The sequence below is a fragment of the Leclercia tamurae genome, assembly GCF_025566055.1.
Taxonomy (GTDB): Bacteria; Pseudomonadota; Gammaproteobacteria; order Enterobacterales; family Enterobacteriaceae; genus Enterobacter; species Enterobacter tamurae.
In genome coordinates this window covers 37,266-54,288 of sequence record NZ_JAMHKS010000061.1, presented here as the reverse complement: position 1 = coordinate 54,288, position 17,023 = coordinate 37,266, and the positions used below count along the sequence as shown (strand labels likewise).

The 17,023-nt window shown below is 58.2% G+C and carries 16 protein-coding genes; 9 read left to right on the top strand and 7 right to left on the bottom strand.

The genetic code is table 11. The annotated features are described in order from the left end of the window. Nucleotides 1-153 precede the first annotated feature (153 nt). The 3 genes from pfkA to cpxP all read right to left on the bottom strand — a co-directional run bounded on the left by pfkA (nt 154) and on the right by cpxP (nt 2,849). Nucleotides 154-1,116 (bottom strand): 6-phosphofructokinase, encoded by a 963-nt coding sequence (gene pfkA / locus M8318_RS02240; protein WP_106995774.1) that lies wholly within the window; start codon nt 1,114-1,116, stop codon nt 154-156. A gap of 164 nt (nt 1,117-1,280) precedes the next feature. Next, nucleotides 1,281-2,195, bottom strand: a complete 915-nt coding sequence (gene fieF / locus M8318_RS02235) for a CDF family cation-efflux transporter FieF (protein WP_262660849.1) — start codon at nt 2,193-2,195, stop codon at nt 1,281-1,283. 153 nt (nt 2,196-2,348) lie between these two features. After that, nucleotides 2,349-2,849, bottom strand: coding sequence for a cell-envelope stress modulator CpxP (cpxP, locus tag M8318_RS02230; RefSeq protein ID WP_106995772.1), 501 nt, complete (start codon nt 2,847-2,849; stop codon nt 2,349-2,351). Between the two features lie 150 nt (nt 2,850-2,999). Between cpxP and cpxR the strand changes: the two genes are divergently transcribed. Continuing rightward, a complete protein-coding gene (gene cpxR / locus M8318_RS02225) occupies nt 3,000-3,698 on the top strand; it encodes an envelope stress response regulator transcription factor CpxR (protein WP_106995771.1) in 699 nt (232 codons plus the stop codon). Then, a complete protein-coding gene (cpxA, locus tag M8318_RS02220; protein ID WP_106995770.1) occupies nt 3,695-5,068 on the top strand; it encodes an envelope stress sensor histidine kinase CpxA in 1,374 nt (457 codons plus the stop codon). The genes cpxR and cpxA overlap by 4 nt, the downstream gene beginning before the upstream one ends. A 30-nt stretch (nt 5,069-5,098) precedes the next feature. Here cpxA and yiiM read toward each other — a convergent pair whose 3' ends face one another. The 4 genes from yiiM to rhaS (M8318_RS02200) form a co-directional block, all read right to left on the bottom strand. Continuing rightward, a complete protein-coding gene (yiiM, locus tag M8318_RS02215; RefSeq protein WP_262660848.1) occupies nt 5,099-5,773 on the bottom strand; it encodes a 6-hydroxyaminopurine reductase in 675 nt (224 codons plus the stop codon). A 76-nt stretch (nt 5,774-5,849) separates the two neighbouring features. Next, nucleotides 5,850-6,470 carry a superoxide dismutase [Mn] gene (sodA, locus tag M8318_RS02210; protein WP_106995768.1) on the bottom strand — a complete coding sequence of 207 codons (621 nt, stop codon included), beginning with the start codon at nt 6,468-6,470 and terminating at the stop codon, nt 5,850-5,852. A 185-nt stretch (nt 6,471-6,655) separates the two neighbouring features. Continuing rightward, a complete protein-coding gene (gene rhaR, locus M8318_RS02205) occupies nt 6,656-7,504 on the bottom strand; it encodes an HTH-type transcriptional activator RhaR (protein ID WP_262660847.1) in 849 nt (282 codons plus the stop codon). A 73-nt stretch (nt 7,505-7,577) separates the two neighbouring features. Further along, nucleotides 7,578-8,414: an HTH-type transcriptional activator RhaS gene (gene rhaS, locus M8318_RS02200; RefSeq protein ID WP_262660846.1), complete on the bottom strand. Its 837-nt coding sequence runs from the start codon at nt 8,412-8,414 to the stop codon at nt 7,578-7,580. A 300-nt stretch (nt 8,415-8,714) separates the two neighbouring features. Between rhaS (M8318_RS02200) and rhaB the strand changes: the two genes are divergently transcribed. The 7 genes from rhaB to M8318_RS02165 all read left to right on the top strand — a co-directional run bounded on the left by rhaB (nt 8,715) and on the right by M8318_RS02165 (nt 16,994). Continuing rightward, complete coding sequence (rhaB, locus tag M8318_RS02195; protein WP_262660845.1) at nt 8,715-10,184, top strand: rhamnulokinase; 1,470 nt, start codon at nt 8,715-8,717, stop codon at nt 10,182-10,184. Beyond that, on the top strand, nt 10,181-11,440 hold the full coding sequence (rhaA, locus tag M8318_RS02190) for an L-rhamnose isomerase (protein ID WP_262660844.1): 1,260 nt from the start codon (nt 10,181-10,183) through the stop codon (nt 11,438-11,440). The genes rhaB and rhaA overlap by 4 nt, the downstream gene beginning before the upstream one ends. A 96-nt stretch (nt 11,441-11,536) precedes the next feature. After that, nucleotides 11,537-12,367 carry a rhamnulose-1-phosphate aldolase gene (rhaD, locus tag M8318_RS02185; protein ID WP_262660843.1) on the top strand — a complete coding sequence of 277 codons (831 nt, stop codon included), beginning with the start codon at nt 11,537-11,539 and terminating at the stop codon, nt 12,365-12,367. Between the two features lie 84 nt (nt 12,368-12,451). Then, nucleotides 12,452-13,438: a rhamnose ABC transporter substrate-binding protein gene (rhaS, locus tag M8318_RS02180; RefSeq protein ID WP_106995762.1), complete on the top strand. Its 987-nt coding sequence runs from the start codon at nt 12,452-12,454 to the stop codon at nt 13,436-13,438. Nucleotides 13,439-13,486: 48 nt separating this feature from the next. Continuing rightward, complete coding sequence (locus tag M8318_RS02175; protein WP_262660842.1) at nt 13,487-14,989, top strand: sugar ABC transporter ATP-binding protein; 1,503 nt, start codon at nt 13,487-13,489, stop codon at nt 14,987-14,989. Next, a complete protein-coding gene (locus tag M8318_RS02170; protein ID WP_262660841.1) occupies nt 14,989-15,993 on the top strand; it encodes an ABC transporter permease in 1,005 nt (334 codons plus the stop codon). The genes M8318_RS02175 and M8318_RS02170 overlap by 1 nt, the downstream gene beginning before the upstream one ends. Then, nucleotides 15,990-16,994, top strand: coding sequence for an ABC transporter permease (locus tag M8318_RS02165; protein ID WP_262660840.1), 1,005 nt, complete (start codon nt 15,990-15,992; stop codon nt 16,992-16,994). Before M8318_RS02170 ends, M8318_RS02165 begins: the two co-directional genes overlap by 4 nt. Nucleotides 16,995-17,023: the final 29 nt, after the last annotated feature.

Here is a 17,023-nt window from a genome sequence, read left to right as displayed (position 1 = left end):
TAAAAAAAGATTGGCTATAACTTTGTGGAATAAAAAATGGGCAACAGGCGTGAAAAAGCCGGGTGGCGGCTTCGCCTTACCCGGCTACAAGGACAACTGACCCTGCTTTTGTAGGCCGGGTAAACGCAGCGCCACCCGGCAACAAATCGCTGATTAGTACAGTTTTTTCGCGCAGTCCAGCCAGTCACCTTTGAACGGACGCTTCATGCTTTCGATGGCGTCGATGATGTCATGGTGAACCAGTTTTTCGTTCTGAATCCCGACGCAACGGCCGCCGAAGCCCTGCTGCAGCAGCTCAATAGAGTACGCGCCCATACGGGAGGCCAGGATACGGTCGTAAGGACCCGGGGAGCCGCCACGCTGGATGTGGCCGAGAACGGTGGCACGGGTTTCGCGCTTGGTTTCGGTTTCGATGTAGCGAGCCAGCTCTTCGATGTCGCAGATGTGCTCGGTGATCGCCACGATGGCGTGTTTTTTACCTTTGGCAATACCGGCTTTGATTTCCGCGACCAGGTCTTCACGACTGAATTCGACTTCCGGCACCACCACGAACTCACAGCCGCCAGCAATGGCTGCTGCCAGGGTCAGGTCGCCACAGTAGCGGCCCATCACTTCAACGATGGAGATACGCTGGTGAGAGGAAGAGGTATCGCGCAGACGGTCAATCGCTTCCACAACGGTGCCCAGCGCAGTGAAGAAACCGATGGTGTAGTCGGTGCCCTTGATGTCGTTGTCGATGGTGCCAGGCAGACCGATGCACGGGAAGCCCATTTCGGTCAGGCGTTTTGCGCCCATATAGGAGCCGTCACCACCGATAACCACCAGCGCGTCGAGGCCGCGTTTTTTCATGTTCTCGATAGCCACTTCACGGATGCGCTCTTCGCGGAATTCCGGGAAACGCGCGGAACCGAGGAAGGTACCGCCGCGGTTAATCATGTCGGAGACACTGTAGCGGTCGAGCTGCACCATGCGATCTTCATACAGGCCCAGATAACCGTCATAGATACCAAAAACTTCCAGACCTTCCGTCAACGCAGCACGGACTACGCCACGAATTGCTGCGTTCATGCCGGGCGCATCACCGCCGCTTGTCAACACACCGATTTTCTTAATCATGACTACCTCTGAACTTAGGAATGCAAAAATGAAATCTGTTGCCGGAAGACTTCTGACGACCAACGAATACTGCAAATAGTATATCAATCACTTCCAGCTGAATTGATTCAGGTCAGGCCATATGGCGGTTATTTTTCCACAAAATGCTGGCCTGGTTCACTTTTTTACAACGAATTACGAAAGCTCAAATGTCTATTGCCTGGCTTAGGTACGACTGAGCAGGGATCCTGGTGAATAATCACGTCTGACCCCGGGAATCGCTGCAAAATCGCCTGCTCCACCTGCTCAGCCACCAGATGTGCCTGAACCAGCGGCAGGTTATCTTCCATTTCTAAATGAATCTGAATAAAGCGGGTCGGCCCTGACTGCCGCGTGCGAAGATCGTGAGCACCGCTGACGCCTGGCCAGGAGGTCACAATTTCAAAGATTTCATGCCGTTCTGCGTCTGGCAAGGCGCGATCGAGAAGCGATTGCACCGCCTCGTACCCCATGCGCAACGCACTGTATAAAATATAAAAGCCAATCCCTAATGCAAATAGTGCATCGGCCCGGTGCCAGCCATACCAGGCCAGACCGAGCGCAACCAGGATCGCGCCGTTCATCATAACATCAGACTGATAATGAAGCATATCGGCCCGTACCGCCTGACTTTGTGTTTTACGCACCACCCAGCGCTGGAACGTTACCAGAACCAATGTGCTAATAAGTGCAATAACCGTCACTACCACGCCGACCCCGGGATCTTTCATCGGCGACGGGGTATACAGGTGCTGAATGCCGGTTAAAAAGAGGAACAGCGCCGAACCGGAAATAAACATGCTTTGCGCCAGCGCCGCCAGCGATTCCGCTTTGCCGTGACCAAACGTATGCTCTTCATCCGCCGGCTGCAGGGAGTAGCGCACTACCCACAGGTTAGTGACCGAGGCGGCAATATCCACCAGAGAATCGACCAGCGCCGCCAGAATACTGACTGAACCGGTATACCACCATGCGAAAATTTTAATCACTAACAGGCACGACGCCATGATCGTCGCAGCGATTGCGGCCCGGCTTACCAGCCGCCCATAGGATTGATTCATAAACACTCCTGTCATGCTATGCCGCTAGTATAACGGATGCAGAGGAGGCATTAGGATGAATAAACGGTTACGACGTTTGAATGATGGGCAAAAAAAACCCCCTCATCATGAGGGGGAAGACAGGGATGGTGTCTATGGCAAGGAAAACAGGGTCTACTGGTTACTACGGGTATTGCTACTAAAAAGCGTCGATTCAGCGTTCTTTTGCATCCGTGCAACCTCCCGCAACTGATCCATCCGTTGCTGGTGTTTCTGGTTCAAAACCGCTTGCTGCTCGGGCGTTAGCAGGTGAAACATCTGGTTGCGGACCTTGGCCATTTCGACCTGTCGGGCAACCTGCTCCTGCGCCATTTTATCTGCCTGAGCGCGCACAGCGCTTTCGTCAAAATTTTCTGCGGTGACAAGGCGGTGCATTGTCTCCATTTCGCTAACATTAACAGGGGGCTGGTCATGACGAGCCCGCTGCATCAGATCTCGCATCTGTTGACGCTGATGTTCGGTTAAACTTATGCCGTCGAACATATGGCCCTGGCCACTCTGCTGCGCGATGCCCTCCGTTGAGGGGCGGTTATCGCCGGTGATGACTCCAGCAGCCTGGCTAAATGCACTTAACGCCAGCGTTGAGGCCATGACGGCAGCGGTAACTTTGCGCATCACTTACTCCCAAAATCTTTCGTGTCGCGATTCAACGAGAGACAGTCTACGATTCAGGCTGCAAACATGCGTCAGGGGGTGTAAAACAACGTAAAGTCATGGATTAGAGAGCCTTGATGACGTAATTTCTGCCTCGGAGGTATTTAAACAATGAATAAAATCCTGTTAGTTGATGATGACCGAGAGCTGACATCCCTTTTAAAGGAGTTGCTCGACATGGAAGGCTTTGACGTGTCGGTGGCCCATGACGGGGAGCAGGCGCTGAGTCAACTCGACGATAGTATTGACTTGCTTTTGCTCGACGTCATGATGCCGAAGAAGAACGGTATCGACACCCTTAAAGAGCTGCGCCAGACACACCAGACCCCAGTGATTATGCTGACCGCGCGCGGCAGCGAACTCGATCGCGTACTCGGCCTTGAGCTGGGTGCCGATGACTATCTGCCTAAACCTTTTAACGACCGTGAACTTGTGGCGCGTATTCGGGCGATCCTGCGCCGTTCTCACTGGAGCGAGCAGCAGCAGAACACCGACAACGGCTCGCCGACGCTGGAAGTCGACTCCCTGAGCCTCAATCCGGGCCGCCAGGAAGCCAGCTTCGATGGCCAGGCGCTGGAACTCACCGGCACCGAATTCACCCTGCTTTATCTGCTGGCGCAGCACCTCGGCCAGGTGGTATCGCGTGAACATCTGAGCCAGGAAGTGCTGGGTAAACGCCTGACGCCGTTCGACCGTGCGATTGATATGCACATCTCCAACCTGCGCCGCAAATTACCGGAGCGCAAGGATGGTCACCCGTGGTTTAAAACCCTGCGTGGACGCGGCTATCTGATGGTGTCCGCTTCATGATAGGCAGTTTAACCGCCCGCATCTTTGCCATCTTCTGGCTGACGCTGGCACTCGTTTTAATGCTGGTTTTGATGTTACCTAAACTCGACTCACGCCAGATGACGGAGCTCCTCGACAGCGAGCAACGTCAGGGTGTGATGATCGAGCAGCACGTGGAAGCAGAGCTGGCCATCGATCCGCCCAATGATTTGATGTGGTGGCGCAGGCTGTTTCGCGCTATCGAAAAATGGGCGCCGCCCGGACAACGCCTGCTCCTGGTCACCAGCGAAGGCCGCGTGATTGGAGCCGATCGCAATGAAATGCAGATCATCCGCAACTTCATTGGCCAGGCGGATAACGCCGATCATCCGCAAAAGAAAAAATATGGTCGGGTAGAGATGGTGGGGCCATTCTCCGTCAATGACGGGGAAGATAACTACCAGCTCTATCTGATCCGCCCGGCGAGCAACTCCCAGTCCGACTTTATCAACCTGCTGTTCGACCGCCCGCTGCTGCTGCTGATTGTCACGATGCTGGTGAGTTCACCGCTGCTGCTGTGGCTGGCATGGAGCCTGGCGAAACCGGCGCGTAAGTTGAAAAACGCTGCGGATGAAGTGGCACAGGGCAACCTGCGGCAACATCCGGAACTGGAAGCCGGGCCGCAGGAGTTCCTGGCGGCGGGTGCCAGCTTCAACCAGATGGTGACCGCGCTGGAGCGGATGATGACCACCCAGCAACGGCTATTGTCTGATATCTCCCACGAACTGCGCACACCGCTGACGCGTCTGCAACTGGGCACCGCCCTGCTGCGCCGCCGGAGCGGAGAAAGCAAAGAGCTGGAGCGTATCGAAACCGAAGCGCATCGTCTGGACAGCATGATCAATGACCTGCTGGTGATGTCCCGCAATCAGCAGAAAAACGCGCTGGTCAGCGAAACGGTGAAAGCCAATCATCTGTGGCATGAGGTGCTGGATAACGCGGCATTCGAAGCGGAGCAGATGGGGAAATCCTTCACCGTCAACTTCCCGCCGGGGCCATGGCCGCTGTACGGTAACCCCAACACGCTGGAGAGCGCGCTGGAGAATATCGTGCGTAACGCCCTGCGCTATTCGCATACCAAAATCGAGGTGGCGTTCTCGGTGGACAAAGACGGGATCACCATCAACGTCGATGACGATGGTCCTGGCGTCAGTCCGGAAGATCGCGAGCAGATTTTCCGTCCCTTCTATCGCACCGACGAGGCGCGTGACCGTGAATCAGGCGGTACCGGGCTGGGTCTGGCGATTGTCGAAACCGCTATTCAGCAGCACCGCGGCTGGGTGAAAGCGGACGACAGCCCGCTGGGGGGATTGCGTTTAACGCTCTGGCTGCCGTTGTATAAGCGTTCGTAATTATCCTCTCCCCAACGGGGAGAGGATAGATTATCTGCCCCACAATCTCCGCGCATTGTCTTCGATCTTGTGGCTAAGTCGCCGCTTCTGCATGGTTCGGGTCCAGCTGATCGATAACCCCGCTGCCGACAGCAGTCGATGATACTGCTCATCATCAAAGGGCATATGCCAGGCGATGGCGCAGGCGTCATGCACCGGGACATCGCTCAGGCGGGAAACCAGCGTCAGGGGCGCATCCACCGAAACTTTACCCGCGACAATCACCCGATACAGCCAGCCGGTTCTCCCGGCATTTTGCATTTGCGTGGCGATATCGGTGATCCCGAAGTGGAAATTGAGTTTGAAGCATGGAGAGCGCGGCTGGGTCACCTGGATCAGGGCGTCACCCCAGCGAAAGATATCCCCGATAAAGACGTTCTTCTCGGTTAGCCCCTCAGTAGAGAGGTTTTCGCCAAACGCCGGGGCGACAAAAAGCCCGGCCTGGTCAGGGTATTCGCTTGCCCAGTACGCATAATGCTCGCGTGGGTAGTGGCACAGCGCGCGATCCGGCCCGCCGTGGATTTTCTTCTCCGCCTGCTGATCGCCCACCAGCCCCTTTTCGGTGAGGGTGAGTTCGCCATCAACCTGCACTTTAGCAATCGCGCTCGGGCGACTGCCGTCATAATCCTTTATTTTTCCAATAAATACGTTAGCTGGATAGTCCATCGCGGCTCCTTACGCAGATTGTGGATATAAAAAAAGCGAGTCATCAGACTCGCTTCTCACAGACGGCTTTGCAACCTTATTTTTTAGCGGCGAAACGTGCTGCTGCTTCGTCCCAGTTCACTACGTCCCAGAAGGCTTTGATGTAGTCCGGGCGACGGTTCTGGAATTTCAGGTAGTAAGCGTGTTCCCACACGTCCAGACCCACGATTGGGAAACCGGATGCGCCAGAGATTGCTTCACCCATCAGCGGGGAGTCCTGGTTTGCAGTGGAAACCACAGCCAGTTTGTCGCCTTTCAGTACCAGCCACGCCCAGCCTGAGCCGAAACGGGTAGCAGCGGCTTTTTCAAACTCAGCTTTGAAGTTGTCAACGGAGCCGAAGTCGCGCTCGATAGCGGATTTCAGGTCACCCTGCAGGGTGGTACCGGTTTTCAGGCCTTTCCAGAAGAAGCTGTGGTTAGCGTGGCCGCCCGCGTTGTTACGCAGTACGGTTTTCTTGTCAGCCGGCAGTTGATCCAGTTTGGTGATCAGCTCTTCAGCAGGCAGGCTGGCGAATTCTGGCAGGCTTTCCAGCGCCGCGTTGGCGTTGTTAACGTAAGTCTGGTGGTGTTTGGTGTGATGGATCTCCATCGTCTGCTTGTCGAAATGCGGCTCAAGGGCGTCGTAAGCGTACGGCAGGGATGGCAGGGTATAGCTCATAATCATCTCCATTATTGTCGGGCGGCAAACGTGTTAATGCCGCGTAAGCAGTTGGTTCATTATAGTTAATTAAATGATATTGAAAATGTTTATCAATGCCGTAGTTTTAATAAGGTTATAACTTTTAGTTATGTCACTGATCTGGCGGGGCGTGTGGTGGCACTCAGGGGTGAGCAGATATTCTATTACGCCGCGTTATGGCTGCGGTGGCGCCACTGAACCGGGGTCATCCCCACTTCGCGGTTAAACACCACCGAGAAATAGTTACTGTCCTCAAAGCCGCACTGCATGGCGACTTCGCTGACCATCAGCTCGGTGTGCTGCAGCAGATACTGCGCGTGGCAGATCCGCAGCTGGCGCAGGTAGTGGTTCACCGTCATCCCGGTCTGGGTACGGAACTGCTGGCGCAGGGCGCGCTCGCTGCACTGCTCCTGCTCGCAAAACTTCTCCAGCACAAAGCTGCGGTTCAGGCTGCCCGCCAGGGCGGTGATCAGCTTATCCAGCAGCGCTTCCGGTTCGCTGGCCGCCGGGTTATCCGGGGCATAACGGTAGCGTTTGAGCATGATCGTCAGCTGGGCAAACAGCAGCTCGGCCATGTCGAACGCGTGGGGATCGTTCTTCAGGCTCTCCTGCTCCAGCTGGGCGATCACCGGGCGCACCTGCGCCATGCCGTTGCTGCCCAGCCGCCAGTGCGGAGTGCCGCCGGCCCTGAGAAAACCGGGAATGTTCGCCGCCCAGTCCACGTTGAGCTTCAGCCGGTCAGGGCAGTAGATGATGTTCTGCAGCACCAGATCGTTAACCGAGGCGTAGGAGTGTTTGTCTTCCGCGCGGATATAAAACAGGTCGCCGCGGGTGATGCGGTACGGGCGATCGTTGAGGATATGCAGGCCATTGCCGCGCCACACCAGCACCAGTTCGCAGAAGTCGTGGGTATGCTCAGCAAAAACATTTTGCGGATAGCGGTCCGCCACCGCGACGGCCTGGGCGGCGGATGCAAAAAAATCGGCTCTGCGAAGAATCAACTGTCCTGCCACATCACAACCTCACCCGGGAACAACCTGACATTATTACCCGGTTTGCGGCAATAAAACGGTGATTTTCCTCGCGTTACTGAAGCGAGGCATCCCGGCCCTGGCGAATGTCGCGCGGGGACCAGGAAAACTCCCGGCGAAACAGGGTTGAAAAGTGGTTACTGTCGCCGAAACCGCAGCGATAGGCGATATCCGTGACGCTATCGTCGGTATGACGCAGCAGATGGCGCGCTTTGATCAGCCGCAGACGGTTCAGGTAACGCTGCGGCGTCTGCCCGGTGTGCTGCTTCAGCTGGCGATGCAGGGTGCGTAGCGAGAGGGAAAAGTTATCCGCCAGCGTCTCCCAGCAGACATCCTCTGCAAAGTGATCTTCCAGCCAGGCCATCAGCTGATTGAGCCGGGCATCGTTATTCGCCGCCCCTTCCACCAGGCTACCCCGGCGCAGCAGCACCAGCAGCTGCATAAACAGGATCTCGCGGCTGGCGAGGGCGTGGGTGGCCTGCCCCTCTTCAGACTGCTCCATCTGGCTCACCAGCTGGCGCACCTGCTGCAGCGTGGACTGATTCACCCGCCAGTGCGACGGGTAGTGGCCATCCTGCTCCTGGGGCAGGAGCTGGTTCAGTCCCGACAAAAACTGGAACGCATCCGGGGAGCGATAGAGCACGTTGGTCAGGCACAGGTTATCGGTATGTTCATACATATGCCGATCATGATCGCGGACAAAGCACACCGTGCCGCCGCTGATGGTGTAGGGCTGCCCGTTGAAGACATGGATACCCGTGCCGTGCTCCACGATCACAATCTCATGGAAATCATGATGATGTTCCGGAAAGGCAGCCTGGGGCAGCCGCGGCTCAATCGCCACAGGCGAGTGGCCTGAAGGGAAAAAATCCACGCTGTGCAGTACGGTCATAACGGTTCACCAGATGATAAATGTTCTCAAAATAGTAATTTAGGGTTCCCCGGCTCACCTTAAATTTTCGACAGCAAATGGCGCAAAGCCTGTCGCTTTTTCAAGAAACGGCGGGAAAGATCCGGAAATGCGCCCACCGTCACATCCCCCAAAATCCTGGCTATTAGCGGGAAATGTGAACTCTCTCACGTTCATCTTTGCTTTCTTGCCAGCGCCTGAAATGCGCTGTCAGTGGCGAGAAGGTCACTGACCCTTCCCTTTTCTACACTGTCCGGCAATGACTTCAGGAAGGACCGGACCATGACTTTTCGCCATTGTGTGGCTGTCGATTTAGGCGCATCCAGCGGCCGCGTAATGCTGGCGAGCTACCACCGCGAGCAGCGCACCCTCTCCCTGCGCGAAATCCACCGTTTCGTGAACTGCCTGCAAAAGCAGGACGGTTTTGACTGCTGGGATATCGACACTCTGGAAGCGGAGATCCGCACCGGGCTGAATAAGGTGTGCGAAGAAGGCATTCACATCGACAGCATCGGGATTGACACCTGGGGCGTGGATTACGTGCTGCTGGACAGCAACGGCGAGCGCGTGGGCCTCCCGGTCTCCTATCGCGACAGCCGCACCGACGGGGTGATGGCGCACGCACTGGCGCAGCTCGGGAAAGCGGAGATCTATGGCCGGAGCGGCATCCAGTTCCTGCCGTTTAATACCCTGTATCAGCTGCGCGCCCTGGTGGAACAGCAGCCGGAGCTGGTGGCGAACGTCGCCCATGCCCTGCTGATCCCGGACTACTTCAGCTACCGTCTCACCGGCCAGATGAACTGGGAATATACCAACGCCACCACCACCCAGCTGGTGAACATCAATTCCGACTCCTGGGACGAGAACCTGCTCAACTGGACCGGCGCGCCGCGCGACTGGTTTGGCACCCCGACCCATCCGGGCAACGTGATCGGCCACTGGATCTGCCCGCAGGGCAACCACATTCCCGTGGTGGCCGTCGCCAGCCACGACACCGCCAGCGCGGTGATCGCTGCTCCGCTGGCCTCACAGGATGCAGCGTATCTCTCCTCCGGCACCTGGTCCCTGATGGGCTTTGAGAGCAAAACGCCTTATACCAGCGATAACGCGCTGGCCGCAAATATCACCAACGAAGGCGGGGCCGAGGGCCGCTACCGGGTACTGAAAAACATCATGGGCCTGTGGCTGCTGCAGCGGGTGCTGAAAGAGCAGAACATAACCAACCTGCCGGAGCTTATCGCAGACACCGAAAAGCTGACGGCCTGCACTTTCCTGATCAATCCCAACGACGACCGCTTTATTAATCCGGCCAATATGAGCGCCGAGATCCAGGCCGCCTGCCGCGACAGCGCCCAGCCGGTGCCGGAGAGCGCCGCCGAGCTGGCGCGCTGCATCTTTGACAGCCTCGCCCTGCTGTATGCCGAGGTGCTGCACGAGCTGGCGACCCTGCGCGGTAAGCCCTTCAGCCAGCTGCACATTGTCGGCGGCGGGTGCCAGAACCAACTGCTGAACCAGCTCTGCGCCAATGCCTGCGGTATCACGGTGTTAGCCGGGCCGGTTGAGGCATCGACACTCGGCAATATCGGCATTCAGCTGATGGCCCTCGACGAGCTGACCAGCGTGGATCAATTCCGTCAGGTGGTGACCGGCAACTACGGCCTGACCACCTTTATCCCTCATCCCGATCATGAGATTGCCCGCTACCGCACGCAGTTTCAGCAACAACGACCGACAAAGGAGCTTTGCGCATGACCACTCAACTTGAACAAGCCTGGGAACTGGCTAAACAGCGTTTCGCCGCCGTGGGCGTGGATGTCGAGGAGGCTCTGCGTCAGCTCGACCGTCTGCCCGTCTCTATGCACTGCTGGCAGGGCGATGACGTCGCCGGTTTTGAGAACCCGGGCGGCGCGCTGACCGGCGGGATCCAGGCCACCGGTAACTATCCGGGCAAGGCGCGTAACGCCGCCGAACTGCGGGCGGATCTGGAGCTGGCCCTGAGCCTGATCCCGGGGCCAAAGCGCCTGAACCTGCACGCCATCTATCTGGAGTCCGACACCCCTGTCGATCGCAACGCCATCAAGCCGGAACATTTTAAGAACTGGGTCGAGTGGGCAAAAACCAACAAGCTGGGACTGGATTTCAACCCCTCCTGCTTTTCGCATCCGCTGAGCGCCGACGGCTTTACCCTCGCCCACGCCGACGACGAGATCCGTCAGTTCTGGATCGACCACGTCAAAGCCAGCCGTCGCGTCTCGGCCTGGTTTGGCGAACAGCTGGGCACCCCGTCGGTGATGAACATCTGGATCCCGGACGGGATGAAAGACATTACCGTTGACCGCCTTGCCCCGCGTCAGCGTCTGCTGGCGGCGCTGGATGAGGTGATCAGCGAGAAGCTGAACCCGGCGCACCACATCGACGCCGTTGAGAGCAAGCTGTTCGGCATTGGCGCCGAAAGCTACACCGTCGGCTCCAGTGAGTTCTACATGGGTTACGCCACCAGCCGTCAGACCGCCCTGTGCCTGGACGCGGGCCACTTCCATCCGACCGAAGTGATTTCCGACAAAATCTCCGCCGCGATGCTGTATGTACCGCACCTGCTGCTGCACGTCAGCCGCCCGGTGCGCTGGGACAGCGACCACGTGGTGCTGCTGGATGACGAAACCCAGGCCATCGCCAGCGAAATCATTCGCCATGACCTGTTTGACCGGGTGCACATCGGCCTCGACTTCTTCGACGCCTCCATCAACCGCATCGCGGCCTGGGTTATTGGCACCCGCAACATGAAAAAAGCCCTGCTGCGCGCCCTGCTGGAGCCTACCGCCGAGCTGCGCGCGCTGGAAGCCGCAGGGGATTACACCGCGCGTCTGGCGCTGCTCGAAGAGCAAAAATCCCTGCCGTGGCAGGCGGTATGGGAGATGTACTGCCAGCGCAACGACGCCCCGGCGGGCAGCCAGTGGCTGGATACCGTGCGGGCGTATGAGCAGGACGTTCTTACCACTCGTCAGTAAACAACATTGCCGGGTGGCGCTTCGCTTACCCGGCCTACGTTTAGCTGTAGGCCCGGCAAGCTAAGCGCCGCCGGGCATTTTCAAAGGAAACACAGAATGCAGACCATCACTCAATCCTGGTTCGTCCAGGGCATGATCAAAGCCACCTCCGACGCCTGGCTGAAAGGCTGGGACGAACGCAACGGCGGCAACCTGACGCTGCGCCTGGACGACGCGGATATTGAACCCTTTGCCGCCGACTTCCATCAGAAGCCGCGCTATATCGCCCTGAGCCAGCCGATGCCGCTGCTCGCCAACACGCCGTTTATCGTCACCGGTTCTGGCAAGTTCTTCCGCAACGTGCAGCTCGATCCCACCGCCAGTTTAGGGGTGGTAAAAGTGGACAGCGACGGCGCGGGCTACCACATTCTTTGGGGGCTGACTGACGACGCGGTGCCAACCTCTGAACTGCCGGCCCACTTCCTCTCCCACTGCGAGCGAATCAAGGCCACCAGTGGGAAAGATCGCGTGATCATGCACTGCCACGCCACCAACCTGATTGCCCTGACCTTCGTGCTGGAGAACAACACGGACGTTATCACCCGTCAGCTGTGGGAAGGCAGTACCGAGTGTCTGGTGGTGTTCCCGGATGGCGTGGGCATTCTGCCGTGGATGGTGCCGGGCACCGATGAGATCGGCGAAGCCACCGCAGTTGAGATGCAAAAACATTCGCTGGTGCTGTGGCCATTCCACGGCGTGTTCGGCAGCGGCCCGACGCTGGATGAGACCTTTGGTCTGATCGACACCGCCGAGAAGTCAGCCGAAGTGCTGGTAAAGGTTTATTCGATGGGTGGCATGAAGCAGACCATCACCCGGGAAGAGCTGATTGCGCTGGGCAAACGCTTTGGCGTTAACCCTATGCAGTCGGCGTTAGATCTGTACAAATAAGAACATCGCGCCCCGCTCACCGAGACGGGGCGAACTACACCTGCAAACCCTACAAAAATCACCTCATTAAGTGGAGTAAAAGCAATGAAAATAAAGACAAGCTTGATCCTCACCGTTGCCGCCCTGGCGTTGTCCGGTTCTGCTTTAGCGGAAGTAAAAATCGCCCTGGTGGCGAAATCCTTAGGTAATGGCTTCTTCGAAGCGGCAAACGTGGGTGCCCAGGAGGCAGCCAAAGAGTTAGGTGATGTCAAAGTGATCTATACCGGGCCGACCACCACCACGGCCGAAGCGCAGATCGAAGTGCTGAACGGGTTGATCGCTCAGGGAGTGGATGCGATCGCCATCTCCGCCAACGATCCTGATGCCGTGGTGCCGGTGCTGAAAAAAGCGATGCAGCGCGGGATCAAAGTGGTGTCCTGGGACTCCGGCGTGGCGAAAGCCGGGCGTCAGATCCACCTCAACCCTTCCAATAACGCGCTGATTGGCGAGACCAACGTCAAGCTGGCGGCCGAGGCGCTGAAAGCGCTGAACGTGGAGAAAGGCGACGTGGCGGTGCTGAGCGCCACCCCAACCTCCACCAACCAGAACACCTGGATTGCCGAGATGAAAAAGGTGCTGCCGCAGTACCCTTCCGTCAATCTGGTGACCGTGGCCTATGGCGACGATCTGTCGGATAAGAGCTACCGTGAAGCGGTCGGCCTGCTGAAAACCTACCCGGATCTGAAGGTGATCGTCTCTCCGTCGTCGGTCGGTATTGTCGCCGCGGCGCAGGCGGTGAAAGATCAGGGCAAGATCGGCAAAGTCTATGTTACCGGCTTAGGCCTGCCGTCCGAGATGGCCGGCGCGGTGAAATCCGGTGCCAGCAAAAGCTTCGCCATCTGGAACCCGATCGACCTCGGGTATGCCGCGACCTACTTAGCGGATGACCTGGTGAAAGGCACGGCGACCAAAGACGAAGCCAGCATGGGCAAACTGGGCAAAGTGAAGCTGGATGCCGACGGCAGCGGCGCGATGGCTGAGCCGTTTGTTTACGATGCCAGCAATATTGATAAGTTCTCGAAAATCTTCTGATTCTTTCTCCCTCTCCCTCCGGGAGAGGGGATAAAATGGAGAACTATCATGACCCCATTGCTTCAGCTTAAAGGCATCACCAAGGTGTTCCCCGGTGTGCGCGCCCTTGAGAACGTTCAGCTTGAACTCTGGCCCGGCAAAGTCACCGCCCTGATCGGTGAAAACGGCGCGGGTAAATCGACACTGGTCAAAGTAATGACCGGCATCTACCAGCCCGACGAGGGCGAGATCCTCTACAAAGCCATTCCCATCAACCTGCCGACTCCTGACTCGGCACACAAGGTAGGCATTACCGCCATCCACCAGGAGACCGTCCTGTTCGACGAGCTGTCGGTCACCGAAAATATTTTTGTCGGTCAGTACCTCTATAAAGGCATTTTCAAAAAGCTCGACTGGCCGGAGATGCACCGCCGGGCGCAGGCGATCCTTACCCGTCTGGAGGTGCAGATTGACCCGCGCGCCACGCTGAAAACCCTGAGCATCGCCCAGCGGCATATGGTGGCTATTGCCCGGGCGCTGTCGTTTGACGCCCAGGTGGTGATCCTCGATGAACCCACCGCCGCCCTGTCGCAACATGAAATTCTTGAGTTCTATCAGATTGTTGAACGCCTGAAGCAGGAGGGGAAAGCGATCCTGTTTATCTCACACAAGTTCGACGAGATTTTTGAGCTGGCGGATCACTACACCATCCTGCGCGACGGCGTATTTGTCGGTGCCGGAGCCATCAACGACATCACCGAAGAGCGGATGGTGGCGATGATGGTGGGCCGCGCCATTACCCAGACCTTCCCAAAAGTAGAGTGTGAAAAAGGCGACACCGTGCTGGAGGTCAAAAATCTCTGCCACCCCACCGAGTTCGCTAACATCTCCTTTACCCTGCGCAAAGGCGAGATCCTCGGCTTTTACGGGCTGGTGGGGGCCGGGCGCACCGAGTTGATGCAGGCGCTCTCCGGCGTCTCGCGTCCCTCCTCCGGCAGCATCGTGCTGAACGGGAAAGAACAGCATTTCCGCCAGCCGGCGGACGCCATCCGGGCCGGGATCGTCTGCGTGCCGGAAGAGCGCCAGAAGCAGGGGGCGATTATTGAGCTGTCGATTGCGCAGAACATCAGCCTGCCCCAGCTCAGCAAGCTCAACCCCAACGGGGTGCTGCGGGACGATCGCGAGTGGCAGCTGGCGGATGAATACGCCAGACGTCTGCAGGTGAAAGCCTTTAGCTGGAAACAGGCGGTGGAAACCCTCTCCGGCGGCAACCAGCAGAAGGTGGTGATCGGCAAATGGCTGGCGACCCACCCGGACGTCATCATCCTCGATGAACCGACCAAAGGGATCGATATCGGCTCTAAAGCGGCGGTGCATCAGTTTATGTCCGAGCTGGTCGGTCAGGGGCTGGCGGTGATCATGGTCTCCTCCGAACTGCCGGAAGTGATGGGCATGGCCGACCGCATTATCGTCATGCATGAAGGGTTGATGGTGGCGGAATATCAGGCAGGGGGTGCTACCGCCGAAACCATCGTCAGCGCCGCCAGCGGTGCCAGACAGGAGGCCGCATAATGGTGCAACAGCTGCTTAAACACCGCGAGGCGCTGCTGGCGGCGGTGATCGTATTGATGATTATCGCCATCGGCACCCGCGTCCCGTCGTTTATCGCCCCGGGCAACCTGGTGGAGATGTTTAACGACACCTCGATTCTGATCATTCTGGCCCTCGGGCAGATGATGGTGCTGCTCACCAAGGGCATCGATTTGTCGATGGCGGCTAACCTGGCGCTGACCGGGATGATTGTCGCCCTGATTAACTTTAACTACCCCGAGGTCCCGGTCTGGGCGCTGCTGATCCTCGCCACCGCGCTGGGCCTGGTAATGGGCGTCATCAACGGCCTGCTGGTGTGGAAGATGGGTATTCCGGCGATTGTGGTGACGCTGGGCACCATGAGCATCTACCGCGGGATTATCTTCCTGCTCTCCGGGGGCGGCTGGGTCAACTCCAACCAGATGGGGGCCGACTTCCTCGGCCTGCCGCGTGCGTCGGTGCTGGGCTTGCCGGTGCTGAGCTGGTGCGCCATTGCCGCCCTGCTGCTGGTGGGCTATTTCCTGCGCTACAGCCGCACCGGACGCGCGCTCTACACCGCGGGCGGCAACGCCACGGCGGCGTACTACACCGGGATCAACGCCGGGAAGATGCAGTTCGTCAGCTTCTGCCTCTCCGGGGCGCTGGCCGGGTTCTGCGGCTACCTGTGGATCTCGCGCTTTGCGGTGGCCTATGTCGACGTGGCGAACGGCTTTGAGCTGCAGGTGGTGGCGGCCTGCGTCATCGGCGGCATCAGCACTATGGGCGGTACTGGCCGGGTGCTGGGTTGCCTGTGCGGGGCGCTGTTCCTCGGGGTGATCAACAATGCCCTGCCGGTGATCGGCGTGTCGCCTTTCTGGCAGATGGCGATCTCCGGGACGGTGATCGTGATTGCGGTGCTGCTCAATGAGCGCGGCAATAAACGCAAAGGACGGCTGATCCTGCGCGATGCGGCGCTGGCTCGTCAGAAACAGGCGGTAAGATCATGAGTAAAGTAATGACGTCTGAAGAGATTAAAAACACCCCCGCCCTGGCAGGCATTTTCCAGCGCCTGCTGTGCTGGGAAGGTTTTCTGCTGGCGGTCACCCTGGCGGTATTTGTGGTTAATGCCCTGGCCTCGCCGTACTTCCTTGATATCTGGAACCTGTCCGACGCCACGTTCAACTTCACCGAAAAGGCGATCATCGTCCTGCCGATGGCGATGCTGATTATCGCCCGGGAAATTGACCTGTCGGTGGCCTCCACCATCGCCCTGAGTTCAACAGTGATGGGCTTTTGTGCGGCGGCCGGGCTGGATACGCCGCTGCTGGTCTGTGTGGGCTTAGGGGTGGGCCTGCTGTGCGGGCTGTTCAACGGTCTGCTGGTAACCCGCTTTAACCTGTCGTCGATTGTGATCACCATCGGCACCATGAGCCTCTATCGCGGTATCACCTACATTCTGCTGGGCGACCAGGCGCTGAATGCGTACCCGGAGAGCTTCGCGTGGTTTGGTCAGGGGTATGTCTGGGGCGCGCTGTCGTTTGAGTTCGCGCTGTTTATCGTGCTGGCGGTGGTGTTTGCCTTCGTGCTGCACAAGACCAACTTCGGGCGTCGCACCTACGCCATCGGCAATAACCCGACCGGGGCCTGGTATTCCGGTATCAACGTCAAGCGTCACAACCTGCTCCTCTTTGCCCTGGTGGGGCTGATGGCCGGCCTGGCCTCGGTGCTGCTCACCTCGCGTCTGGGCAGTACCCGTCCGACCATTGCGATGGGCTGGGAGCTGGCGGTGGTGACCATGGCAGTGCTCGGCGGGGTCAATATTCTCGGCGGTTCCGGCAGCATGGTGGGCGTGATTATCGCCGCCTTCCTGATGGGGCTGGTGACCTTCGGCCTGAGCCTGCTCAACGTGCCGGGCATTGTGATGTCGGTGATCATCGGCGCGATGCTGATTGTGGTGATCTCCCTGCCGATCATCACCCGCCGGATTATGCAGCGAAGACGGATCTAAATGCCGGGGGGTGCTGCGTGTACGCGCAG